General features: G+C 39.6%; 26 protein-coding genes. 16 read left to right on the top strand and 10 right to left on the bottom strand.

What is annotated here, in order from left to right:
• The first annotated feature begins 150 nt into the window (after window positions 1–150).
• Window positions 151–486: a ribonuclease E inhibitor RraB gene (locus GQR53_RS12120; RefSeq protein WP_165744040.1), complete on the top strand. Its 336-nt coding sequence runs from the start codon at window positions 151–153 to the stop codon at window positions 484–486.
• A 35-nt stretch (window positions 487–521) separates the two neighbouring features.
• Here the strand turns inward: GQR53_RS12120 and GQR53_RS12115 are convergent, their stop codons facing one another.
• The 6 genes from GQR53_RS12115 to GQR53_RS12090 form a co-directional block, all read right to left on the bottom strand.
• Complete coding sequence (locus GQR53_RS12115; protein ID WP_165744039.1) at window positions 522–2,273, bottom strand: DEAD/DEAH box helicase; 1,752 nt, start codon at window positions 2,271–2,273, stop codon at window positions 522–524.
• A 127-nt stretch (window positions 2,274–2,400) separates the two neighbouring features.
• Window positions 2,401–2,937: a hypothetical protein gene (locus tag GQR53_RS12110; protein WP_165744038.1), complete on the bottom strand. Its 537-nt coding sequence runs from the start codon at window positions 2,935–2,937 to the stop codon at window positions 2,401–2,403.
• A 146-nt stretch (window positions 2,938–3,083) separates the two neighbouring features.
• On the bottom strand, window positions 3,084–3,338 hold the full coding sequence (locus GQR53_RS12105; protein ID WP_165744037.1) for a hypothetical protein: 255 nt from the start codon (window positions 3,336–3,338) through the stop codon (window positions 3,084–3,086).
• A gap of 25 nt (window positions 3,339–3,363) precedes the next feature.
• Window positions 3,364–3,840: an FKBP-type peptidyl-prolyl cis-trans isomerase gene (locus GQR53_RS12100; RefSeq protein WP_165744036.1), complete on the bottom strand. Its 477-nt coding sequence runs from the start codon at window positions 3,838–3,840 to the stop codon at window positions 3,364–3,366.
• A gap of 2 nt (window positions 3,841–3,842) precedes the next feature.
• The gene (locus tag GQR53_RS12095) at window positions 3,843–6,266 is read right to left on the bottom strand and encodes an AAA family ATPase (RefSeq protein WP_240917466.1); all 2,424 of its coding nucleotides are present in this window, start codon (window positions 6,264–6,266) and stop codon (window positions 3,843–3,845) included.
• A 77-nt stretch (window positions 6,267–6,343) separates the two neighbouring features.
• A complete protein-coding gene (locus GQR53_RS12090) occupies window positions 6,344–6,802 on the bottom strand; it encodes a hypothetical protein (RefSeq protein ID WP_002958528.1) in 459 nt (152 codons plus the stop codon).
• A gap of 175 nt (window positions 6,803–6,977) precedes the next feature.
• On the opposite strand from GQR53_RS12090, the gene leuS reads away from it, so the two are divergent.
• From leuS to lipA, 13 genes are all read left to right on the top strand, one after another.
• Entirely contained in the window at window positions 6,978–9,566 is a 2,589-nt protein-coding gene (leuS, locus tag GQR53_RS12085) for a leucine--tRNA ligase (RefSeq protein WP_165744034.1), read from the top strand.
• A gap of 1 nt (window position 9,567) precedes the next feature.
• Window positions 9,568–10,059 (top strand): LPS assembly lipoprotein LptE, encoded by a 492-nt coding sequence (gene lptE / locus GQR53_RS12080; protein WP_165744033.1) that lies wholly within the window; start codon window positions 9,568–9,570, stop codon window positions 10,057–10,059.
• Window positions 10,059–11,096: a DNA polymerase III subunit delta gene (holA, locus tag GQR53_RS12075; protein WP_165744032.1), complete on the top strand. Its 1,038-nt coding sequence runs from the start codon at window positions 10,059–10,061 to the stop codon at window positions 11,094–11,096. The genes lptE and holA overlap by 1 nt, the downstream gene beginning before the upstream one ends.
• Before the next feature lie 21 nt (window positions 11,097–11,117).
• Window positions 11,118–11,753, top strand: a complete 636-nt coding sequence (nadD, locus tag GQR53_RS12070; RefSeq protein ID WP_165744031.1) for a nicotinate-nucleotide adenylyltransferase — start codon at window positions 11,118–11,120, stop codon at window positions 11,751–11,753.
• A 55-nt stretch (window positions 11,754–11,808) separates the two neighbouring features.
• Window positions 11,809–12,126: a ribosome silencing factor gene (rsfS, locus tag GQR53_RS12065; protein WP_002958523.1), complete on the top strand. Its 318-nt coding sequence runs from the start codon at window positions 11,809–11,811 to the stop codon at window positions 12,124–12,126.
• Between the two features lie 37 nt (window positions 12,127–12,163).
• Complete coding sequence (gene rlmH, locus GQR53_RS12060; protein WP_002958522.1) at window positions 12,164–12,634, top strand: 23S rRNA (pseudouridine(1915)-N(3))-methyltransferase RlmH; 471 nt, start codon at window positions 12,164–12,166, stop codon at window positions 12,632–12,634.
• Between the two features lie 9 nt (window positions 12,635–12,643).
• Window positions 12,644–14,512 carry a penicillin-binding protein 2 gene (mrdA, locus tag GQR53_RS12055; protein WP_165744030.1) on the top strand — a complete coding sequence of 623 codons (1,869 nt, stop codon included), beginning with the start codon at window positions 12,644–12,646 and terminating at the stop codon, window positions 14,510–14,512.
• Window positions 14,509–15,615, top strand: coding sequence for a rod shape-determining protein RodA (gene rodA / locus GQR53_RS12050; protein WP_165744029.1), 1,107 nt, complete (start codon window positions 14,509–14,511; stop codon window positions 15,613–15,615). Before mrdA ends, rodA begins: the two co-directional genes overlap by 4 nt.
• Window positions 15,615–16,379, top strand: a complete 765-nt coding sequence (locus tag GQR53_RS12045; protein ID WP_165744028.1) for a septal ring lytic transglycosylase RlpA family protein — start codon at window positions 15,615–15,617, stop codon at window positions 16,377–16,379. Before rodA ends, GQR53_RS12045 begins: the two co-directional genes overlap by 1 nt.
• Window positions 16,380–16,432: 53 nt before the next feature.
• Window positions 16,433–17,596 carry a serine hydrolase gene (locus GQR53_RS12040; RefSeq protein WP_002958518.1) on the top strand — a complete coding sequence of 388 codons (1,164 nt, stop codon included), beginning with the start codon at window positions 16,433–16,435 and terminating at the stop codon, window positions 17,594–17,596.
• A 174-nt stretch (window positions 17,597–17,770) separates the two neighbouring features.
• Window positions 17,771–18,049 (top strand): DUF493 family protein YbeD, encoded by a 279-nt coding sequence (gene ybeD, locus GQR53_RS12035; RefSeq protein ID WP_002958517.1) that lies wholly within the window; start codon window positions 17,771–17,773, stop codon window positions 18,047–18,049.
• Window positions 18,050–18,068: 19 nt separating this feature from the next.
• Window positions 18,069–18,722 (top strand): lipoyl(octanoyl) transferase LipB, encoded by a 654-nt coding sequence (gene lipB / locus GQR53_RS12030; protein ID WP_010554695.1) that lies wholly within the window; start codon window positions 18,069–18,071, stop codon window positions 18,720–18,722.
• A complete protein-coding gene (lipA, locus tag GQR53_RS12025; RefSeq protein WP_002958515.1) occupies window positions 18,719–19,684 on the top strand; it encodes a lipoyl synthase in 966 nt (321 codons plus the stop codon). The genes lipB and lipA overlap by 4 nt, the downstream gene beginning before the upstream one ends.
• Window positions 19,685–19,754: 70 nt before the next feature.
• Here lipA and GQR53_RS12020 read toward each other — a convergent pair whose 3' ends face one another.
• Entirely contained in the window at window positions 19,755–21,041 is a 1,287-nt protein-coding gene (locus tag GQR53_RS12020) for a VCBS domain-containing protein (protein WP_165744027.1), read from the bottom strand.
• A 255-nt stretch (window positions 21,042–21,296) separates the two neighbouring features.
• On the opposite strand from GQR53_RS12020, the gene GQR53_RS12015 reads away from it, so the two are divergent.
• Window positions 21,297–21,536, top strand: coding sequence for an RNA-binding protein (locus tag GQR53_RS12015; RefSeq protein ID WP_002958513.1), 240 nt, complete (start codon window positions 21,297–21,299; stop codon window positions 21,534–21,536).
• A 103-nt stretch (window positions 21,537–21,639) separates the two neighbouring features.
• Here the strand turns inward: GQR53_RS12015 and GQR53_RS12010 are convergent, their stop codons facing one another.
• The gene (locus tag GQR53_RS12010) at window positions 21,640–21,792 is read right to left on the bottom strand and encodes a hypothetical protein (RefSeq protein WP_165744026.1); all 153 of its coding nucleotides are present in this window, start codon (window positions 21,790–21,792) and stop codon (window positions 21,640–21,642) included.
• 142 nt (window positions 21,793–21,934) lie between these two features.
• Between GQR53_RS12010 and GQR53_RS12005 the strand changes: the two genes are divergently transcribed.
• Window positions 21,935–23,554, top strand: a complete 1,620-nt coding sequence (locus GQR53_RS12005; protein WP_165744025.1) for a M28 family metallopeptidase — start codon at window positions 21,935–21,937, stop codon at window positions 23,552–23,554.
• A 36-nt stretch (window positions 23,555–23,590) separates the two neighbouring features.
• Here GQR53_RS12005 and GQR53_RS12000 read toward each other — a convergent pair whose 3' ends face one another.
• Window positions 23,591–24,538, bottom strand: coding sequence for a PDC sensor domain-containing protein (locus GQR53_RS12000; RefSeq protein ID WP_024603579.1), 948 nt, complete (start codon window positions 24,536–24,538; stop codon window positions 23,591–23,593).
• 220 nt (window positions 24,539–24,758) lie between these two features.
• Window positions 24,759–24,974 (bottom strand): EF-hand domain-containing protein, encoded by a 216-nt coding sequence (locus GQR53_RS11995; protein ID WP_024597051.1) that lies wholly within the window; start codon window positions 24,972–24,974, stop codon window positions 24,759–24,761.
• Window positions 24,975–25,004 lie beyond the last annotated feature (30 nt).

Here is a 25,004-nt window from a genome sequence, read left to right as displayed (position 1 = left end):
CACTTAATCTAGCCAAAACAAGTTATGCACTTACAATTTGAATCTAGGCTTTGAATAAATATCAGCATAATTAAAATTAGTACGCGTTAAGACAATATTTTAGTTACAATAGTGCCTACGAATAAAAAATTAATTTTAAATGAGTTTTTAATGCAATTCCCTGATGATGATAACGGCCAACTTTTAGCCGAAATAGCCGCTGCTGGCATTGATTTAAATAAAATGCACCAAGTCGATTTTTTTATTTTATTTGAACAAGAAGCCGATGCTGAAAAATTTGCTAAAGAAATAGTCTCTGATGCATTAGTTCAAAAGGCTGAACTTGAAAAATGTAAAGACACTGGCGTTTGGGAAGTAATCACTCAAGTACAAATGGTGCCAGAGCACACCCTTTTAGGCCAAGCTGAGCAATACATTGAAAGCATTGCTAATAGCTTTAATGGATATGGTGACGGCTGGGGATTAATGGACGGTGAAGAAGCTTAATTGCCTTTTAGTCCAATGTACTCTATCAGTTAAGCTTAACGGCTTAACTGATTTGCCTTCCTAAAATTGCCTTTATAGTCAAATAGCTTATCAGCCACTTTCCAACCATACTTTTTGCTTTTTCGTGCAATAACAAAATCTGGTGGTACTAATTCAAATTGTGCGCTTACTACTTGCGCTGCAGTTTTAAAATTAATAGGTGTTTGTCCAAGTCCTACTCGTAGACCAAATTGCTTATTAAATATAAATTGCCCGCCCTTATTTGCGAGGTTATATACCTCATCGCAACTTGCACCATCTTCATCAAAATACGTTACTTTAATAAGTTCATCTTTAATTAGAGTTACCGATAACCCACTACATCGAAGCACAAGTGCGTCTTTTAAGTTTAATGCATTGCGTAACTTATCATCAGGGTCGGCCATTACCGCGCCGCAATCATGGCATTTACGTGCAGCAATATCATTTTGGGCACCGCACTGCTCACATTCTTTAAACCTAAAACGATAATCGCACTGCTCTTTTGTACCTTCATCATTTTCTAACAGGCCTTGGCAACGCCTGCCAAAGTGCTCTATTACTTTGCCAGTGGAGTCTGTTTTACCCCAAAATATATTCGCAAACCCACAACCAGGGCAAAGTACCTGCACAGGTTCATTATCACTATCGCCTTTTTTATCACCTACTTCTGGGTGAAATAAATTAAAACCATTGCCAGCATAATCTATTACTAAGCAATCCGTTTTCGATTCAGATAACCTTAAACCTCGCCCCACAATCTGTTGATATAAACTAACCGATTCTGTAGGTCTTAAAATAGCTATAAAGTCGACATGTGGCGCATCAAACCCTGTAGTTAGTACCGAAATATTAACTAAATACTTTAATTGTTTAGCTTTAAATTGCTTAATGATTTTATCGCGCTCGGTGTTTGGCGTATCACCTGTTATTAGTGCACTTTGATGAGCTGGCAAGTAGCTTAATATTTCCTGGGCATGCATTACCGTGGCGGCAAAAACCATAACACCTTCGCGCTCTTCACTGTATTGAATTACTTGCTGTAATATAGCCTGCGTTGCGCGCTCACTGTTTTTTAAAAGCGCATTCATGTCATCAGTCGTATATTGCCCAAATGCATTGCTATCTAAGGACGAAAAATCATAATGGCTAATTGCAGCATCAACTTCGTTAGGTGGCGTTAAATAATTATATTTTATCATATACCTGAGCGGCAATTCAAAAATACAACTTTTAAACGGACTTTCTTGAGTACCCTTAACAAAACCATGATAATGGTGGTGGTATATCCACCCCATTCCTAACCGATAAGGTGTTGCTGTTAAACCCAATACTTTTAAGTGAGGGTTATACTCTTTTAAACTGTTTATTACTTTACCGTACTGGCTTTTTTTATCCCCATTTACCCTGTGACATTCATCAATGATAAGTAATGAATAATGCTCATTTAATTTATTTAAATTACGGGAAAGTGATTGCACACTGGCAAAGGTTACTTGATGGTTTAATGATTTTTCTTTTAAGCCTGCTGAAAATATACTCGCCTCTAAACCAAAACTTTTATATTTTTGCGAATTTTGCTCTACCAGCTCTTTTACATGAGCAAGCACTAATATTTTTTGCTTAGCTATACGCGCAAGTTCAGCAATAACCAAACTCTTACCTGCGCCGGTTGGTAGTACAATAACGGCAGGATCATTACTCTTTCTAAAGTGTAAAACGGTGCGTTCTACGGCTTCTTGCTGGTAAGGTCTTAGTTTATAGCTCATGAGAAAACAAATAGGTTCGACTGAAGAGATTTTAGCAAATAATAGCTGGGAGTTTTAAACTTTAATTATATTTTATTGAGGGGTAAACAAAAAAGAGAAGCCGAAGCCCACCAGCATGTTGGCGGCGCTAAATAGTATAGTCGTCGCCCCGTCTCTTCATTTCACTAATAACCAGCTCAACCATTTGTTGTTTTATTGCTGCTTGCTCTGACTTTAACTCCCCTAATTGCAGCTCTAACATATCTATTTGCTCTTGCTGTTGCGTGTTTTTGTATTTTTTTGCACCTAGGTGGTCAGCATCTAAAGTTAAACTCGCATCACTTTTATTTAGCTCACTTGCAGTAGTGTTTATAGTTAAACTACGTTGTACGGGGCTTTGTTTAAGTTTATTAATTTGCTCTTGCAGCGCAATAACTCGCCCAGTGAAGTGCTTGTATACTTTTTCTAGGTTTTTATATTGATTGCCAAACGTAGCGTTATCTTCACTATATTCTTGCGCTTTGGTATCTAGAAACTTTGATAACACATATTTTGGCTCTTCCTCATTTTCTTCCTCGCTCTTTTCTTCACTCGCTTTTTCAACAGGTAGTTTATCTGATTGCGCTAAAGTTTGAGTATTTGAGCTGTGTACTTGGTATGCAATGGGAGCCGCTAAAATCTTCATTATTTTATCCCTAAAATAGCTTTGTAACTATTATAGGTATCGACCTCGTATTAAAATTCTTGAGTAAATTTTATTGTTAGCTAAAAGCAAAAAGCCCCACTTTATTAAAGTAGGGCTTATACCAATCTATTAAACTAACTCGTTGCTTACTTAATGCTTTGCTTATCTTGTGAGAGCGCAATAAGTGCAAGCGCCGCATTTAGGCGAGTATTTAAATTATTATAAATAGTCATTCCAAACACACCGATAATACAAACTATTAAACCCATTTGTAGGTTAACGCTCATCTCTAGTAAAAAAACAGCTGCAACGAGTAAGCACAGCGCTAATGCATAAATAATAGATTGAAAGGTAAAGTTAATATCCCCCCTAGCTATTTTAAGTAATTCGTCTTTATTCATAATTTACTTCCTTGTTATTTGATCACTAAGACTCAATTGCCAGTAACTCTACTTCAAATATAAGTACTGAGGCAGGAGGAATACTCCCTACCCGTTTTTCGCCGTACGCTAATTGGTACGGTACATAAAAAATGTATTTATCGCCTGGGCTCATAAGTTGTAAGCCCTCAGTCCAACCTTTAATAACTTGGTGCAAACCAAAGCTAATAGGTGTTTTACGCTCTACTGAACTGTCAAACACAGTGCCGTCGATTAGTGTGCCGTGGTAATGCACGTTAACCATACTTTTGGGGGTTGGTGTGTTTTCGTTTTCGCTTTTATGGATTACTTTATACTGCAAGCCAGAAGTCGTTTCTACTACACCTTCTACCTTTGCGTTAGCGGCTAAGTAATCTGCCCCTATTTGTGCATTTATGCCTGCTTGTTGTTTTGCTTTTTTACTATTTTGAAATATTAAAAAACAAAAAATGGCGATAACCACCGCCAAAATTATATTGATCATTATTAACCTTTTTCGTTATCTAGTTCTTCGTCTTTTTCGTCATCGTTATCGCCATTTACTATGTCGGCAATTTCTTTAAGGCGAGCAAGCGCAATTCCGTTTACTGAGTTTTCTGGATACTGGTCATCAATAATATCGCCAGCTTCTATATCCATTAACAGATTAAGCGCTTGGTCTACGGTTTCAACTGCGTAAATATTAAATTTACCCGCTTCAACTGCATTAAGTATTTCGTCATCAAGCACTAAGTTAACTTGATTTGATTTAGGGATGATAACGCCTTGCGAACCTGTTAAACCACGCATTTTACACAGTTTAAAGAAGCCTTCTATTTTTTCGTTTACGCCACCAATAGCCTGTACATCACCATGTTGGTTAATAGAGCCCGTAAGCGCAATTGATTGGCTAATAGGTAGGCTTGTAATAGACGAAATAAGCGCACACAACTCAGCCAAAGATGCACTATCGCCATCTATATAACCGTAGCTTTGCTCAATAGCGATATTAGCGCTAAGCGTTAAGCTAAAGTGCTGCGCGTATTTATTACCTAAATAACCGGTTAGTAGCATTACACCTTTTGAGTGAATTGCTTTACCAAGCTCGGCTTCACGTTCAACATCTATTACGCCATCGGCGCCAGCATAAACCGTTGCCGTAATACGCGCAGGGGTACCAAATGAGGTATCGCCAATGTGTAATACGGTTAAGCCATTTACTTTACCAATGGCTTGGCCGTCGGTTGCAATAAGTGTATGACCTTCTTTTATATCGCTTAGCATGTTTTCACTAATTTGGCCGGTACGGTATTGCTTCCCTTCAATGGCTTCATCAATATGATGCGCATCAATAACGGCTAACTTGTCTTGCTTTGCGTAGTAACTTGCCTCTGCAACTAATTCAAGTACATCAGCAAAGCGCGCAGAAAGCTTATTGTGATGCTCTGCTTGGCGGTAGCTAAACTTAAGTAAACGCACCATAGCTGCTTGTGTGGTAGTGCACTTTAATGTTTGCTCGCAGTACTCGGTAACTTTAGTTATAAATTGGTACTGTAATTTATCGCTACTTGGTAAGTAGTAATCAAAGTCAGCTAATACTCTAAATAACTCTGCAAACTCTTCATCGTATTCACCTATGGTGTAATACAGTTCGCGCGAGCCTAATAAAATAATTTTTACATCAAGCGGTATAAGCTGCGGGCGAAGTGTAAAACTACTACCTACTGAGCTATCTTGATACGGTAAGTCGTTTTTAATTTGATGCGTTTTAAGCGAAAGTTTTAAACCATCCCACACTTGAGGGTTAGCCATTACCTTTTCAGCATCCATAATTAAATAACCGCCATTAGCACGGTGCAATGCGCCCGGCTGAATGGAGCGATAACTGGTAATTAAAGACCCTTGCGATGTGGAATACTCAATTTTACCAAATATATTACCAAATGTTGGATTGGGCTCGTACACCACGGGTGCTGCATCGTCTTCTTTAAACTCAACTAAAATATTAGGTGCAAAAAAGTCGGTAAGCATGCCTTTACGATCAAAGTCTTCTTTGCTTTCTTCGCTTTCGTCTTCGTCATCGAGCCATTCAAGTACCGCGTCTATAATTTCAACGCGTATATCTTTTAAATAACGCAGTACACCAATATGAGTTGCATATTTATGTTCTAAGTCTTTTAAAAGCGGTTTTGTGGCCTGCTCTGCAGTCGACTTTTTAAGATTACGCTGTTTTTCTTTTGATTCGCGCTTCCAGCGTGGCAGCTCAATTAACGCTTCTATTAATGCATCTTCTAGCTTTTCAATTTTTTCAAAAAACTCTTCGCGTAACGTTTCTTCAAGTTCGCCAAATTCGCTGTCGCTTAATTGTTTACCATCTACTAGCGGTGCAAACCCTACTGAATTTTTTTCTTCAACTAATGCAACACTTTGCTCAAATGCCGCAATTTCTACTGCGGTAATAGCGCTGTCGTAGGCATCGTTAAATTCACGGTCGATTGATTTTTTTTTGCGTTGGTATCCTGGGTTATCAAATGCAGCAGGAAATGTGTCGAGTACTTCATCTAAAAATGAATCTATGTCGTCACTAAGTTGCTTGCTTTGCCCTGCATGCATAAACAGCGCAATAGGCTCTCTGTGGTCATCGTAATTATTTACGTATAACCATTCGTTTGGGGTTGGGCGGTCTTTTGCATGTTGCTTAAGTTTATCTTTAACAAGCGTAAAGCGCCCATGGGCAGCCTCGCCCATTACATAAACGTTGTAACCAGGTAGTTCCATCCCTAAAGAGAAATCTAAGGCACTTTGGGCGCGTTGTTGGCCTATAAATGTTAGTTGCTCGGGGTATGGATTGCTCATACACGTATGTACGTGATTAGTAGAAATACTCGGTGCGAGCTTTGAAACAGATAGTGGCAGCAATTTTTTCGTCATTCTAACTTCTTTTTTTACCAACATATTCGCTGGCCTTTGGGCGTATTAAGTGGCCAGCAGCCACTTAATACTTATATTTAAGGGTGCAGCGCCTTACGACTAAAATAGATTCCATCACATTCAATACACGGTGTAATTTGTGTCGCGTGATAAACATCGTAACTATGGGTGCAATTCTTACATACTAATGTGCCCATGGCTATCCATTCGCCTGCGTGATACACACCATTGTGCTTAAAATCTTGACTAAGAGATTGCCACTCAAGCTGAGTTTTATCTTCTATGTGTGAAAGCTCAAACCATAATGATTCTTTAAGCTCTTGCCATGCAAGCGAATTATAGTGCGATTCGTTTTCTTGGACATGTTCTATATCGCGCTGTAAATAACTTTTATATAAAGCGTATCTTTCTTGCCCTAAATCTTTAAGTGCCTGCTCAGATTCAACAAATCGAGTAACTGCGTCTTTTACTTCATGATCTTTTACATCTTTTAGCCATTTGGTTAAATCGCCAAGCCATGCTTTATAATCTGCCATTTTTTACTCCTTCAAAATTGCTGTTAAATCACCCTATAACTTAGATAAGTATAGGTTAACCTGAACTGAAGGTTAGAATTTATCAAAACCGCGTTTTTGACGCTGTGAATAGCACTTTATTTGGGGTATCCTAATGGCAATTTTTTATTAGTTTGCAAGAAGTCTGGAACCATAGATGCAAGAGCAATATAACCCGCAAGATATAGAGTCAAAAGTACAAAGCTACTGGGAAGAAAACCAGGTATTTAAAGTCACTGAAGATGAGAGCAAAGAAAAGTATTATTGCCTTTCTATGTTTCCTTATCCGAGTGGTCGACTGCATATGGGTCATGTACGTAACTACACCATTGGTGATGTTGTTTCTCGTTTCCAGCGCCTGCAAGGCAAAAACGTAATGCAACCTATGGGTTGGGATGCGTTTGGTTTACCTGCAGAAAACGCTGCTATTAAAAACAAAACAGCACCTGCTAAGTGGACATACGAAAATATTGATTACATGCGTACACAGCTTAAGCAATTAGGTTTTGGTTATGACTGGGATCGCGAAATTGCGACATGTCATCCAGAATACTACAAGTGGGAGCAGTGGTTTTTCACTAAGCTTTACGAAAAAGGCTTAGTGTATAAAAAAATGTCGACGGTTAACTGGGATCCAGTGGATCAAACAGTATTAGCTAACGAGCAAGTTATTGACGGTCGCGGTTGGCGTTCAGGCGCTGTGGTTGAGCAAAAAGAAATTCCACAGTGGTTTATTAAAATTACCGACTACGCACAAGAACTACTTGACGATTTAGACAAGTTGGAAGATTGGCCAGAGCAAGTTAAAACAATGCAGCGTAACTGGATTGGCCGCTCTGAAGGGTGTGATATTGAATTTAAACGCACCGATAATAACGAAACTTTTAGTGTATACACAACTCGTCCAGACACCTTTATGGGTGTTACGTATGTTGCTGTTGCTGGTGGTCACCCTATTGCACAAGAAGCCGCTAAAAATAGCGATGCTGTTGCAATGTTTGTTGAAGAATGCAAAAACACCAAAATTGCCGAAGCAGACATGGCAACAATGGAGAAAAAAGGCATAGCAACAGGCTTTTACGCAACTCACCCATTAACGGGCGAGCAAGTACCAATTTGGGTCGCTAACTTTGTATTAATGCATTACGGCTCAGGCGCTGTTATGGCGGTACCTGCACACGACCAACGCGATTTTGAATTTGCAACGGCTTACGGCCTAGATATTAAACAAGTAATTGCACCGGTTGAAGGCTCAGATCTTGAAGTAAACCTTGAGCAAGAAGCATTTACCGACAAAGGTGTACTTGTAAATTCAGGTGAATTTGACGGTCTTGATTTTGACGCTGCGTTTAAAGCTATTGCCGACAAGCTTGAAGCACTCGGTGTTGGGGAGCGTAAAGTAAACTTCCGTCTACGTGACTGGGGTGTGAGCCGTCAGCGTTATTGGGGTTCTCCAATCCCAATGCTTAGCGATGAAGATGGTAAAGAACTTGCTGCAACAGAAGATATGCTACCAGTTCGCTTACCAGAAGATGTGGTAATGAATGGTGTAACGTCACCTCTTAAAGCAGACCCTGAATGGGCTAAAACAACAGTAAATGGCGCACCTGCGTTTCACGAAACTGACACGTTTGACACCTTTATGGAATCATCTTGGTACTACGCACGCTACTGTAGCCCACGCTACGACGAAGGCATGCTAGATCCAGCGGCTGCTAACTATTGGTTACCAGTAAACCAATACATTGGTGGTATTGAGCACGCTATTTTACACTTATTGTACTCGCGATTTTTCCATAAATTATTACGTGACTTTGGTTTAGTAAATTCAGACGAGCCGTTCGACCGCTTACTTTGTCAAGGTATGGTGCTTGCTGAAACATTTTATCGTAAAGATGAAAAAGGCGGCGATGTATGGATTTCGCCAAGCGATGTAAATACCGAAACCGATGACAAAGGCCGCGTAACTAAAGCATGGCATAAAGAAGACGGTGAGCCGGTATTCTCATCAGGCATGAGTAAAATGTCCAAATCTAAAAACAACGGTATAGACCCACAACAAGTAATTGCCCAATACGGTGCAGATACAGTGCGTTTATTTATGATGTTTACAGCACCACCAGAGCAAACGCTTGAATGGTCAGACTCAGGCGTTGAAGGCGCACATCGTTTCTTAAAACGTGTATGGAAATACGCGGTAGACGTTAAAACAGTAGGTTACCAAGCACTTGATAAATCAGCGCTAACTAACCCGCAAAAAGTACTACGTCGCGACTTACACAAAGCAATTGCTAAAGTGACTGATGATGTTGAACGTCGTCAAACCTTTAACACCGCTATTGCAGCCATTATGGAGCTTTCTAATAAGTTATTAAAAGCACCACTGAGCGACAAACAAGATGTAGCGATTGCTAACGAAGCACTTGAAGCATTAGTTATTATGCTTGCACCTATTACTCCGCATTTATCGCATGAGCTTTGGAAAGAGCTTGGCAAAAAAGGCGAGATTTTAGATGCTGCATGGCCAAAAGTTGACGAGTCTGCACTTGTTGAAGATGAAAAACTAATCATCGTACAAGTAAACGGCAAGCTTCGCGCTAAGTTAACAGTGGCAGCTGATGCAACTCAAGAGCAAGTAGAAGCCCTTGCATTTGCAGAATCTAACGTAACTAAATTTACTGATGGCTCAACCATTCGTAAAATCATTTACGTACCAGGCAAACTACTTAACGTGGTAGCTAACTAATATGGCTGCATTTAACGCCATTAAAAATGGACTAGCCTTAGTGCTAGTCTGTTTTTTGTTATCAAGCTGTGGTTTTCATTTAAAAAAAGCCTCTAGCCTGCCTGATAACTTAAAACAGCTAACACTTGTAGGCGATGACGAAAAATCGACTTTATTCACTGAGCTTAAAAAAGAACTTAAAGCGAGTAATGTAGAGTTAGTATCGTCAGCTAAAGATAAAGCTCAATTATATTTACGTAAAGAGACTATCGAACGCCAAACTCTTTCGTTATTTCAAAATGGACAGGTTGCTGAGTACGAGCTCGCTTATGGCGTATCGTATGTGGTTAAACGCCCAGGCGAAAAAGCGATAGAAAAACGCTTTGAGCTTTATCGTAATTACCAAGACGACCCGGATCACGCATTAGCAAAAGCAAAAGAGCTTGAGCTACTCATTAGCGAAATTCGTGAGCAAGCCAGTCGTCGTATTGTTAGAGAGCTGTCGCAACTATAATGCGCTGTTACGCTAATCAACTACCGAGTGAATTAAATAAAGGGCTAAAGCCCTTTTATTTAGTATTTGGAGAAGAGCCTTTTCAAGAAGCGCAGTGCGTACAACAAATTCGCGACACTGCTAAGCAACAAGGTTTTGATGAAGTAATTAAGTTTACTTTAATGCAAGGATTCGATTGGCAAGAAATTATAGCCCAGTACCAAAGTATGTCGCTGTTTAGCGCCCGCACTATTATTGAGCTTGATTTAAACCAACAAAAGCCAGGCGTTATTGGCAGCAACACCTTTAAAAAAGTAGTTGAGCTGGTTAATCCCGATACTATTTTAATTGTTAAAGGCGCTAAAGCCAGCCAAGAAGTACAACGTGGAGCATGGTTTAAAGCTCTTGATAAGCAAGGTGTATTTGTACCTTGCTACCCGCTTACGGGCTCTCATGTAAAACGATGGCTTGATGAGCAATGCCAACGTTTATCACTTAATATGCAAAGCGACGCCAAAGTAAGCTTAATAAATGCCACCGAAGGCAACTTGTTAGCCTGTTTTCAGGAACTTGAAAAGCTCTCGCTACTGCACGGCAATGCATTAATTACTCAGCAATTAGTAATGCAAGGTCTGTTAAACCAAGCCAAGTTTGATATTTTTGATTTAAGCGATGCGCTATTAAATGGCCACGCCAAACAAGCTATAAAAGTATTAAACAAACTTGCCAGCGATAACACCGAAGTGGTGAGTATTTTGTGGGCTATAACCAAAGAGCTTAATACACTTATAAGTGTGCAACTTGGTTTATTAAATGGCGAACCTATCGCTAATTTATTTAAACAAAAAGCAATTTGGAAAAACCAACAAGGTCCAGTTCAAAACGCAATTAACCGTTTAAACATGCACACACTAGAACAAATAAACAGTGATGTTGCATTGTTTGATGCCAGTTACAAGCAAGGTAATTTAATTGCACCTTACCAAGCGCTTGCTCATATTTGTATTAAATTTTGCCAGCCGCTCAACATTCCTATGCCGTGCCACACGGCTAATTAATAAATAGCTAATGGGTGTTAAATGATCGCAATTTTTGGTGGTACCTTTGACCCAATCCATTTAGGCCATATAAATATGGCGCAGCAATGCGTTAATGCGTTTAATTTAGATACGCTTTACTTTATGCCCTGTGCATTACCTGCACATAAAGCAGCGCCGGGTATTAGTACGCAGCATCGAATTAATATGCTAAACGCAGCTATTGCTCCTTATCCTCATTTTGAACTCGATTTAAGAGAGCTTAACCGAGCTGGTCCATCGTATTCGCTACTTAGTTTGCAAGAACTTCGTAAAGAGCACCCCACTACGCCTATTTTATTTTTAATTGGAATGGACTCATTTAACAACCTAGATAAGTGGTTTGAGTGGAAGGCAATAACACAGCTTTGCCATATTGTGGTGTTCCAGCGCCCTGCTCAACATTGCACTGTAAAAGGTGAGCTCAAAAACTATATGCAACACGCAAATGCTGCCGAAGTAGCGGCACTTAAACACTCACTTGCAGGTAAACTTTATTTTTTACCGGGTGAAATGCTCGATGCGGCCTCAAGTACTATTCGCAAGCAGCTAAAAAAAAGTAATAAAAAGAATGAACTATTGCCCGATGCAGTGAGTCATTACATAGAAGTGCATCAGCTCTATCAAATTGATGCTTAAAAACTCCTAGCGTGTTAAAATGCGCGCCATTAAATTTTTAAATTGAGACAAAACCTTGGATTCAAAACAACTACTCGCCTTTGCAATGGATAAAATTGACGATATGAAAGCGCGTGACATCGTTCATATTGACGTAACTGAAACATCAGATATTACAGATTACATGGTAATTTGTTCTGGTACTTCTAAACGCCACGTACAGTCAATTGCCGATCACTTAGCAAAAGAAGCGCGTCATGCAGATTCAGAGCCACTAGGTTATGAAGGTGAAGGCGACGGCGAATGGGCACTGGTTGATTTAGGTGATGTGGTTGTACACGTGATGCAAAACGAAGCACGTAGCTATTACGATCTAGAAAAACTGTGGGGCTAAACGCTCACTCATTTTAGACAATGCTTGGAAGTAATACGTGAAAATACAAATGATTGCTGTTGGTACTAAAATGCCAGCATGGGTAGAAACGGGATTTGCAGAATATCAGCGCCGTTTCCCTAAAGATATGGCGCTAGAGTTAATCGAAATTCCAGCCGGTAAACGTGGTAAAAATGCAGATATAAAGCGTATTTTACACATTGAAGGTGAAAAAACATTAGCGGCTATTCCAAAAGGCAATCGTATTGTAACGTTAGAGGTAACAGGGAAAGCGCTGGATACTCACCAACTTGCTAAAAATATGGAAAAATGGCAACTCGATGGCCGCGATGTAAGTTTACTTATTGGCGGACCTGAAGGACTTGCTCCAGAGTGCATTGCAGCGTCTGAGCAAAAATGGTCGTTATCTAATTTAACATTGCCGCACCCTTTGGTGCGTATAATTGTTGCAGAGAGCCTTTACCGAGGCTGGAGCTTAAATAATAACCATCCTTATCATCGCGAGTAACCCCTTGCCATGCTAAAACATAGACCCACTATTCGTGACCACTCCGCAGAAGCAAACTTATTTGCTAGGCGAGCATTCGTGGGTTTTGTTTTTGTATTAGGATTAGTCGCTGTATTACTTTCTAATCTTTATACTATTCAGGTAGAAGATCACCAAGACTACCAAACCCGCTCCAACGATAACCGCATTAAAGTTATTCCTATTGCACCCAACCGTGGTTTAATTTACGACCGTAACGGTGTGCTACTTGCTGAAAACAAACCTGTTTACAACCTTGAAGTCATCCCCGAAGAGGTAGATGACCTTGACGAATCGCTTGATCAAATAAGTAAAATAATTGCGATTACAGAGCAAGATAAACAAGACTTTTTAAAAGATATAAAACACACCCGTCGTTTTAAATCACAAGTATTAAAAGCCCGCTTAGACGAAACTGAAGTGGCGAAATTTTCGGTTAATCAACATAAATTCCCTGGTTTTAGCATTGAGGCACGTCTGGCTCGCTACTACCCATTTGGTGACACGCTAACGCATGCGCTTGGATATGTTGCCAAGCTTAATAGAAAAGAGCTAAACCAATTAGAACAAGAAGATCGTGCAACCAATTACCGTGCTACATATGATATTGGCAAGCTCGGATTAGAAAAATACTATGAAGAGACATTGCACGGTAAAGTGGGCTCACAACGGGTAGAAGTTAATAACCGTGGCCGTGTAATTCGCACTCTAAGCATGACCCAACCGCAACCTGGTAGTGACTTAGTACTTACCTTAGACATTGGCTTGCAACAAATTGCACAGCATGGGCTTAAAGATATGCGTGGCGCTGTTGTAGTTATGGACGCCAAAGATGGCGGCGTGCTGGCACTTTATTCAAACCCAAGTTACGATCCAAACTTATTTGTACACGGCATTAGCAGCAAAAATTATAAAGCGCTGCTTAACCAAGACCGGCCATTAATAAACCGTACTACGCAAGGTCGTTATGCGCCTGCCTCTACGGTAAAACCCTTAATGGCTGTATTAGCACTTGAAGAAAATATAGTAAATGAATCAACATCAATGTGGGACCCTGGCTTTTTTCAAATTCCAAATGTTGAACATAAATGGCGAGATTGGAAACGTTGGGGCCATGGTCATGTAGATGTATATAAAGCGATTGAAGAGTCGTGTGATACCTATTTTTACGATGCGGCTTATCGATTAGGCATTACTAAAATAAGCGATTTTATGGCCCGTTTTGGCTACGGTGATTTGTCAGGTATTGATATTCACGAAGAAACTACTGCTATTCTACCTTCAAAAGAATGGAAAGAAGGACGCTTTAAAGAGTCTTGGTGGCGCGGTGACACAATTTCTGTAGGCATTGGCCAAGGTTACTGGACTGCCACACCTATTCAAATTGCAAATGCAACTAACATATTAGTTAATCGTGGTATTAATCATCCACCTCATTTGGTGCAAGTGATAATAAAAGATAACGACATAACGCAAATTAACAACGAAGAAAAACCCCCTGTTATTTTAAAAGATCCGCGCCATTGGCAGGTATCGTTAGATGCAATGCATAATACAGTACAAAAAATATCAGGCACAGCCCACAAAGCATTTAAAGGGACTAACTACGACTCGGCTGGTAAAACCGGTACCGCGCAAGTAGTTAGTATTGCCCAAGGTGAACGCTACGATGCAGAATCTCTTAAAGAGCGCCAACGCGATAATACAATTTATGTAGGCTTTGCACCTTATAGCGATCCTAAAATTGTTGTTTCTGTTGTGTTAGAAAACAACCACGGCGGCATTCAAATTGCTCGCCAACTTATGGATTACTACTTTGCAGCCAACCCTGTTAATCTTGCAAGGAACGAGACACCATGACCGCTTTGCACGATAAACGCTCTATTTGGATGCGTATGCACCTAGACCTACCGCTGCTTATTGCACTACTTATAATGATGGCTGGCAGCATAATGGTTGTTTACAGCGCAAGCGGGCAAGAGTCTTCTATGATGATAAGGCACATGACCCGCATGGGCGGTGCGATTGTTGCTATGATTGTTTTAGCCCAGTTTTCGCCTGCCACGTTAAAGCGGTTAGTGATCCCACTTTATTGTGTTGGGTTATTAATGCTAGTCGGTGTACTTTTATTTGGTGTAAGCTCAAAAGGCGCGCAGCGTTGGCTCAATTTAGGGGTGACACGATTTCAACCTGCAGAATTAATGAAGTTGGCTGTCCCGATGATGGTAGCTTGGTATATAGGTAGAAACCACTTACCACCTCGCCCGCTACATTTAATTATTGGTTTTATGATTGTAATGCTCCCTACATTATTAATTAAAGAACAACCCGACTTAGGTACCGCTATACTTATTGCAAGCTCAGGTATATTTGTATTATTTTTGTCTGGGTTGAGTTGGCGTTTAATAGGCTTTTTAAGCTCGATTATAGCGCTTGCTGCATGGCCATTTTGGCACTACGGTATGCACGATTATCAAAAACAACGTGTACTCACCTTTTTAGATCCTGAGAGCGATCCGCTTGGTTCGGGTTATCATATTATTCAATCGAAAATTGCTATTGGATCAGGCGGCATAGAAGGTAAAGGCTGGTTGCTTGGTACACAATCGCAATTAGAGTTTTTGCCAGAGCGCCACACCGACTTTATATTTTCGGTTTTAAGCGAAGAATTTGGCTTATTCGGCGTATGTGTTTTACTTAGCCTGTACTTATTTATTATTGGTCGTGGTTTATACATTGCTGTTAATGCACAAGATGCATTTGGTAAATTGCTCGCAGGCGCACTCACCCTCACCTTTTTTGTATATGTATTCGTAAACATAGGCATGGTATCGGGTTTATTACCTGTTGTAGGCGTACCTTTACCACTGATTAGTTATGGTGGTACATCGATGGTGACGTTAATGGCAGGATTTGGCATTATTATGTCAATCGCGACAGATAAAAGGATGCTTTTAAAATAATGCGACACACGAATCAGTTTATATTTACCACGTTATTAATTTTGCTTTTAAGTGCTTGTAGTAGTGGGCCAAGTAGCCGTTATAGTATGCGTCATGATGCAGCGCCATTAAGAGCTCCTACTACGCTTGAAATGCAAGACGCTATAGTTACCGAAACCACTAAAAGTGCTAGCGCTAGCCGCCCATACACAGTGCTTGGTAAAAGCTATTCGCCCATGCTTGATGAGACGGGTTATAGTGAGGAAGGCATTGCCTCTTGGTATGGTCGTAAATTTCATGGTTATCACACCTCAAATGGTGAAACGTATGATATGTTTGCCATGACCGCAGCGCATAAAACGCTGCCACTACCTAGCTTTGTTAGAGTAACCAATACAGCAAATGGTAAATCGGTAATCGTACGCGTGAACGACCGTGGCCCATTTCATGACGATAGAATAATTGATCTTTCGTACGCAGCCGCTTATAAGCTTGGCTACTACACCCATGGTACAGCAAAGGTTAAGCTAGAGGCCGTTACGCTTGCGGGCGCAACTGCGCGTCAAACCTATATTCAGGTAGCTGCAGGTAGTACACTTGCTAATATTGAAGCACTTGCCAGCACATTGCGAGAGCAATACAAATTACCAACAAATATTGTGCAAAAAGACGATATTTACAGACTGCATTTAGGGCCAATAAAAGATACCCCTCATGCAAACGAAGTATTAAAAAAATTAAAAGAAAATCAATTTCAAAACGCGTTCTTGCTTTACACTCAGTAAGGCCTTTAGAATGGCGTAACGCGAATCTTTAACTTTAACCATTAATGAGTATGATGAAATCTATTAAACATAAAATCCTCAAAGGTGTATGCGGCCTAGTTTGTACAGCCGCCGTATTCTCAGCCAGCGCCCAAATTATTCCGGCACCACCTCAAGTTAATGCGAAAGGTTATTTTTTAGTCGACTTTACAACAGGTAAAGTTATTGCTGAAGGTGAAGCCGATACACAGCTAGCACCTGCAAGTTTAACTAAAATGATGACCAGTTATGTAATTGGTACTGAAATTAAAGCAGGTAATATTGCCACTACCGATATGGTAACGGTAAGCGAAAAAGCATGGGCTAAAAACTTTCCAGAATCTTCAAAGATGTTTATTGAAGTAGGTAAACAAATTAGTGTTGATGAGCTTAACCACGGTATTATTATTCAATCAGGTAATGATGCATGTGTAGCAATGGCTGAGCATATTGCTGGAAGCGAAAGCGCATTTGCTGATTTAATGAATGCCCATGCTGCTAAATTAGGTATGAGCAACAGTCACTTTATCAACAGCCACGGCCTTGATACTGACGAGCACTTCACAACTCCACGCGATATGGCGACACTTGGTGCTGCTCTTATTCGTGATGTGCCAGATGAATATGCACTTTATAAGCAAAAATCGTTTACTTATAACGGCATTAAGCAATATAACCGTAACTCATTATTATGGGATGAAAGCTTAGATGTTGACGGCATTAAAACAGGGCATACATCAGAAGCTGGTTACAGCCTAGTTACCTCAGCTACTAAAAACGATATGCGTTTAATTGCTGTTGTTATGGGTACCTCAAGCGAACGAGCTCGTAAAGTAGAAAGTAAAAAGCTACTTAACTATGGTTTTCGTTTTTATGAAACAATTACTCCGTACAAAGCAGGCGATAGCTTTGCAGAACAACGTATTTGGATGGGTAACAAAGAGAACGTATCTTTAGGTATTTTAGAAGATACACCAATTACTATCCCACGTGGTCAGCATAAAAACCTTAAAGCTAACTTTGAGCTAGATAATACGCTTGAAGCACCACTTGCTAAAGGTACTAAAGTAGGTACGTTATTCTTACAACTAGAGGGCGAAGATATTGCTCAATACCCACTAGTTACACTTGAAGAAGTGGAAGAAGGCAGCTTCTTTAGCAAAATTTATGATTACTTACGCTTACAGATCATGCAGTAATTTATATCTCCCCTATTAACTAGGTAACTAATTTAAACGTCTCCACTGTGAGGCGTTTTTTTTTGCTTGAAAAATGTTAGAATGCGCCCCATATAAGCAAGACTGCTAATTGCCTATCTGTATTAAGCTTCAAGCTTGCATAGAGTCCACACTTTTGTATGAGGAGTCACCGTCGTGGTTCAACCTGTTAAAGATACTAAATTTGATGAGTACCTAGAGTACCCTTGCCCATTTACATTCAGAATAATGGGTTTAGCTAACGTAAACTTAACTGATCAAATTTTAGCTAAGTTACAACCAATAGCACCTGGCGATTACGCCCCTAAAGTAAAACCAAGCAGCAAAGGTAATTACGAGTCAGTAAGCCTTGTAGCAACAGTTACTAGTGGCAAACACATTGAAGAAATTTACAACGTGATCAGCAATATTGATGACGTACGCCACATGCTTTAATCCATAGTTGAGATTTGTTGTGAACGAAAACACTTTGATCGTACGCCAACTGGGTCGTCAGCGTTATATGCCAATTTGGCAAAAAATGCAGGACTTTACCGACACCCGTGATGAAAATACGCCAGATGAAATTTGGCTTGTAGAGCACGAGAGTGTATTCACCCAAGGTCAGGCTGGTAAGGACGAACACTTACTAGCTCCTGGCGACATTGAGGTGATTAAAGTTGACCGTGGCGGGCAAGTAACTTACCACGGCCCTGGCCAGCAAATGATGTATGTATTATTTAATCTACGTCGTTTAAAGATTGGTGTACGTGAACTGGTTACTTGGCTTGAAGAGTGCATTATTGAATCACTCGCCGAGTATGGTATTGAAGCTTATGCTAAAGCTGATGCACCAGGTGTATACGTTAATGACAGTAAAATTGCATCCCTTGGTTTAAGGGTTCGTCGTGGTTGCTCGTTTCATGGCTTAGCATTAAATGTTAACATGGACCTAAGTCCATTTTTACGCATTAACCCATGTGGTTATGCGGGCATGAATATGGTGCAAACTAAAGAATTAGATGGTCCTCAAAACCTAGAAAGTGCGGGTGAAGGATTGGTGAAACACATGATCAAGAAGCTTAATGCAACACAGGTTAAGCATACTGAAGGGTTTGAAAACGAATGAATAAACCAGTCAAAATGGAACCAGGTGTAAAACTACGCGACGCAGAAAAAATGGCGTTGATCCCAGTAAAAGTTTTACCTACAGAAAAAACTGAAATGTTGCGTAAGCCAGAATGGTTAAAAATTCGCTTACCTAAATCAACCGATCGTATTGACGGTATTAAAAAAGCGCTACGTAAGCATGGCTTACACTCGGTATGTGAAGAAGCTTCGTGCCCTAACCTATCTGAATGTTTTAACCACGGTACAGCTACCTTTATGATTTTAGGTGCAATTTGTACTCGTCGTTGCCCATTTTGTGATGTTGCTCATGGTCGCCCATTAAAACCTGATGCCACTGAACCTGAAAAGCTAGCACTTACTATTAAAGATATGAAGCTAAGCTACGTTGTAATCACTTCAGTTGATCGTGATGATTTACGTGATGGTGGTGCACAGCATTTTGCCGATTGTATTCGTGAGATTCGTAAACATAATCCAACTATTACTATCGAAATTTTAGTACCTGATTTTCGTGGTCGTATGGACCGCGCACTAGAGATATTAATCGAGACGCCACCAGATGTGTTTAACCACAATCTTGAAACTGCGCCACGTTTATACAAACTAGCTCGTCCAGGTGCTGACTATAAATGGTCATTAGAGTTACTTCGTCGCTTTAAAGAAGCTCACCCAGAAGTAAAAACTAAATCAGGCTTAATGGTTGGTTTAGGTGAAGAAATTAGCGAAATTGAAGAAGTACTTCGCGATTTACGTGCTCACAACGTTGACATGCTAACTGTAGGCCAATACCTACAACCTTCTAAGCATCACTTACCGGTTAAGCGCTATGTGCCACCAGTAGAGTTTGACGGCTTAAAAGCATATGCAGACGAAATTGGCTTTACTCACGCGGCTTCTGGCCCGTTTGTACGTTCAAGCTACCATGCTGATCAACAAGCAGCGGGTAAAGAAGTGAAATAATCACTTTTCTCAAAAAATTAAAAAAGCCGTTAATAATGCATAATTATTAACGGCTTTTTCATGTTATAGCTTACTGCGCTATCTTACCTTTTGTAATAGAAAAATCAGCAAACCTAACACGTTCTTCATCAGCGCGAAGGCTGTCGGTATCAACAATTGAGCGGTATATTCCCCACTTAGGACGAGCAAAATCAGCATCACTAAAGCCGCGCCACATATCTATGTTTTGCTCGCTTATATTAAATATCTCTGCATTATCGCTTAAGCGCGTTAACGTCATATCTAACTTGCCATTTTCACTAAATGTAGCTTGTACAAATACCTCGACCCATTCATCTGTAATGAGTGACCAGTCGGTTTCAATGAGGTTTTTATCAAGCCCTGTGCTGTTGCCGTTTTCATCAAACCCTGCGCTATATCGCACTTGCAGCTGATTACCTGTACTGTTTTTTTGTGCTCCAGAGAGAGTGATAATAGGCTGGTCGTCGTTGCCATTAGTATTATCGTTGCTGTCATTTCGAGCTTTTATTTGAAAAAAATGGCTAAACTTACTCGTAAGCTCAAGCTCGCTGCTTACTTTAAATTTCCAGCTATATTGAAATGTCTCACCCTCAAACGCCAGTGTTTCTTGTGGTGATTTATCGTAGGTTTTTATTTCGTTACGTTGTCTATCACTTACGCCTTTGTCTTTATCTTGGTCATCATCTCGGTGAGCTAAAAAGACAAAATGGTTACCAATTATCGTATCGGTATCTTCGATAATATGGACAACACTTTCATGATTGCCAGCGTATAAGTCTGGAGATTCAATTGACCCCTCGCCGAAGGCATTTTCAATAAGTGTGTATGCGTCAAACCCCGAATTAACGCCATCTGATCGCAATAAAACGTGTGATATTTTCTCAAAGCCATCAGCTTGAGCTATTGGTGCACCTACAATTGTTATGATAATTTGTGCGCTAGTACCATCTACAGAGTTTACTGTTATTGTATCTTGTAGTGTTTCACCTTCACTTAAAGATGTTATTGATGCGTTTAAATAGTCAAGTGTGTATGACCAATCTCCACCAGCATTTAAGCTAAAAAAACCATAGCTTGTAGCGCTATTTTCTTGTGCTACAAAAGCAGCTTCACCTGATTGTTGATCCGTAATAGTTAACGAGCCTGTTATTGTATCATTCCTATCGCTAATAACTTCACCTAGAGTGTTACCACCAATTGTTGCAGGAGTTTGTGAAGAAATCGCTTCATTATTTTGCACCGTAGGATCAGAGCCTGAGCTGCCACAACCAGTAACTAAACAAGATAGAAGTATAGCTGTAACTGTATTACACGGTTTAAGGGGATATTTAGACATGAGTAGTTCTGTGGTTAATAGTAAGTTAATTAAATACAAATTTACCAATTTATTGTACAAACAACCACAATTCAATTACCAATTAATATTACCAATTTACTGATATTTTAAATTTAATTATAAAATCTATTATTTTCATAGTGATACAAAAAATTATTTCTATAGAGTGTTTATTTATATTTGTTTTAAAATAAAATTAGGTTAAACCTGAGTTACTTGAGATAATTAATACTGACATAATTATTTAGGTTCATTATGAAACTATTAGTTCGTAACTTGTCTCGTGCTACCACTGAGCATGAGCTTCGTACTTTATTTGCAGAGCACGGTAAAGTGACTACCTGTAACTTGGTACTTGATAAAGAAACTGGCCAATCTAAAGGTTTTGCCTTTGTAGAAATGCCAAACGACATAGAAAGTAAAAGCGCAATTACTGCACTTAACCAATCTACTGTTGATAAAAGTAAGATCCGCGTAAAACTTGCAGACGCATAAAGCTAACTGCAACTTATGCAAAAAAACCAGCTAATGCTGGTTTTTTGCTTTTAGTGCCAAGTATTGTATTTAAGCTTTATATTTAGCTAAAAAAACTAAGCGGTTATTCAATCGCTTTTTTTATACTTATAGTGCCCAGTATTATAAAAGAAGCAGACAGCACAAAAAATGTCTCCTGCTCAGCTAATATTGCAGCAGCAAAAAATGCAATGCCACTAGCTATAAATAAATACCCACTTTTTTTACATTGGCCCATTATGTGCTCCTTTAGATTGTTCGTTATTTATACGCCTTATAAAATCAATCTGCAATTGAATGAAAAGTTCTCTATAAAAATTCGACATCGCTGCGGTGCTTCCTTTATATTGAAAGCCTAATTAAATAACAATATGAAGACTATGGCATCTACTCTTTTAAAAAGCGCTAGCCTAAGCTTGCTAGTTGCACTCTTTGGCTGCTCAGAGCCTGCAAGCGAACAAACTCCATTAGAAAATACAGCAGGTGTAAGCCTTAGCAATATTAAACAGCATATTAAAACGCTAGCCTCTGATGACTTTGAAGGCCGAGGCCCGCTTACTCATGGTGAAGTAAAAACCGTAGGCTACTTAAGCGAGCAATATAAAGCGCTCGGTTTAACCGGTGCTTATAAAGGTAAATACTTACAGCCTGTAAAAATGGCAATGGTGACAGCTAATCAGGATATGCAGTTAAAGGTAGGTGATTTAAGCTTTGAATCAGGTAAAGACTTTACCGCACGTACCGAGCAACTTCAGCCATTAATTGATGTACGCAATTCTGACGTTGTATTTGTTGGCTATGGGATTAATGCACCAGAATATAACTGGAATGACTATAAGAATATTGATGTAACTGGTAAAACTTTAGTTGTGCTAGTTAACGATCCAGGCTTTGCTACTCAAAACTACGCCCTTTTTACTGGTAATGCAATGACCTACTACGGTCGTTGGACTTATAAATATGAAGAAGCCGCTCGCCAAGGTGCAAAGGCTGTATTTATTGTTCATGAAACCGCACCTGCGGCATATCCTTGGGGCGTAGTTGAAAGTTCAAACACCGGCACTAAATACACGTTAATGGATAACAATTTAAACGCGTCTAAATTACCGGTTATGGGCTGGCTAACACTTGATGCGACCGAGCAAATGTTTAACGCCGCAAAGCTTAACTATCAAGATTTAAAACAAGCAGCATTAAATAATGGCTTTAAAGCGACGCCACTTAACTTAAAAGCAAACCTTGCCTTTAAAAACGAAGTATCACATGCCAAATCGCATAACGTAGTTGCACAAATTACAGGTAGCGAATCACCTGACGAATACGTTGTTATTAGCGCTCACTGGGACCACTTTGGTACTAAACAAACTGATACTGGCCCTAAGATTTATAATGGCGCGGTAGATAACGCTTCAGGCACTGCAGCCACGCTTGAAATAGCACGTATAATGAGCGAAATGAACAAGCAAAAACCATTTAAACGCTCAATTATTTTTGCTAACTTTACAGCAGAAGAAACAGGGTTAATTGGTTCTGAAGAGTTTGCATCGGGTGCGGTTGTACCTACAAAACAAATGGTCGGTTTATTAAATATTGATGGCATGAACGTGCTTGATGGCACTGACTACATTTTACAATACGGTAAAGATTTATCGACAATGGAAAACTATTTAGCAAAGGCTGCAAAATCACAAGGCCGTGTTGTTAAAATGGATCCTCGCCCGCAAAATGGTTTGTTTTTTAGATCAGATCATTTCTCGCTTTCTAAGCAAGGCGTGCCTAGTTTATTATTTATGAGTCTGGGTGATACCGATCCTGAGTACATTGCGCATAAATACCATAAAGAAGCAGACGACTACTCAGCTGGTTGGTCGTTAGGTGGTGTTAAGCAAGATATAGATCTTATTGTTGATATAGCCACACAGCTTGCAAATAATGGCGATTGGCCAAAGTGGACGAGCGAGTCTGACTTTAAAGCCAAACGCGCACAAGATAAGCAATAAATAGCTATTAAATAGTTATGTAATATAAAAATCCTCCTACTTGGAGGATTTTTGTTTTAAACGAGCGCGCATTAATAGCGTTTCGGCCTTTGCCCCTAAATAAACATAAATAGCCAGTGCAATTAAAAGCCCTACCACTGCCAGCATCATCGCTATGGCAGGCATTAAATACTCCGATTGCCCCAACGCCGCTTTAAACATAGTTAACAGCGCCTCAATTGATATAGCAATCAATACAGTAGAGATAAACCGTGTAATAGTGCGCCGCGTAGACGAGTGCCTAAAAATATCCTTATGCATCAGGATTTCTTCTTCGAGTATTGTTTTACCTAAATCAAATACTGCCAATGCCAAGGTGATGTAAATAATGATACTAAAGGGTTCAAGTGGGTCTGATGAGGTATCTACATGGGTTAATAGAGCGTATATATCACTAAAAACGATATTTAGTAAAAATAATACTAAGCAAAATAAGCACGCCACAATAATACCGTAACCCGCCTTGAAGTAAGGCGACATATTAGCGCGCGCAGTATCACCCATTACAAACTCAATAAGCTGCGTTAAGCTCACATCAACGACCAAGTAATGTTGATTATTAATTGGTTTTTTTAGCTCTTTAATCGCCGATATACATAAATGGTTAGTCGCTATAGAAATATAGGGATCAGTAAAGCACACTTTATCACTTGCTTTAGCGTTCAAAAAATAGGGTCGCTCACTTAAATCTTGTTGATTACCACTTTCACCTAATTTTTTGCTGTATGCGCGTTTAAAGCAGACATTATTACCTTGCTGCAAACCTTCTGCATTCAAACAATATTGTAATTCTAAAAATGGGTACTGCTTAATCAAATAGCGGGTATCACGCTCTTTAGTTAATCCGTCCTCAATACTCATTAAAATAGATTCAAGTAAACTGTGTATTACATGCTCATATTCGTGGTAGCGCTCAACACTACTGATATAACTCATCCGCGCCATTTAAAATACTCATTAACCTAAGTTATAAATAGAGTTGCAAGTTTAAAACCAAAAATAAAATAACTTAATAATCAGTAACTTGACACTATTCAAACTCAACTTTTGCACTACTTTGGTGACTAAATAGTAATATATTAAATTAAATGCACAAAAAAGCAGCTAAGTATTAATTACTTAGCTGCTTTGTGAGTATGACTGGTAAGGTTCTACATAGATCTTATTACTGAACCTTCGAAAACTCTTCTTTAGATAACTCGCCATTTCCATCTGTATCTAATTGATCAAAAAGCTGTACTAGTTGCGAGTTTACTTGGGCTTCTGTTTTGCTAATTACGCCGTCGCCATCTGTATCAAAAGAATCAAAATCTACCGCAGCAAACGCCGCTGAAGAAGAAGCTAGGGCGACAAGAGCTAGAGTTTTATGTAATGTTTTCATAATCGTTTCCTTAGGCTTTGGGCCTGATTA

The sequence above is a fragment of the Pseudoalteromonas sp. Z9A6 genome, assembly GCF_011378805.1.
Taxonomy (GTDB): domain Bacteria; phylum Pseudomonadota; class Gammaproteobacteria; order Enterobacterales; family Alteromonadaceae; genus Pseudoalteromonas; species Pseudoalteromonas distincta.
This window is presented reverse-complemented; position numbering and strand designations above follow the sequence as displayed.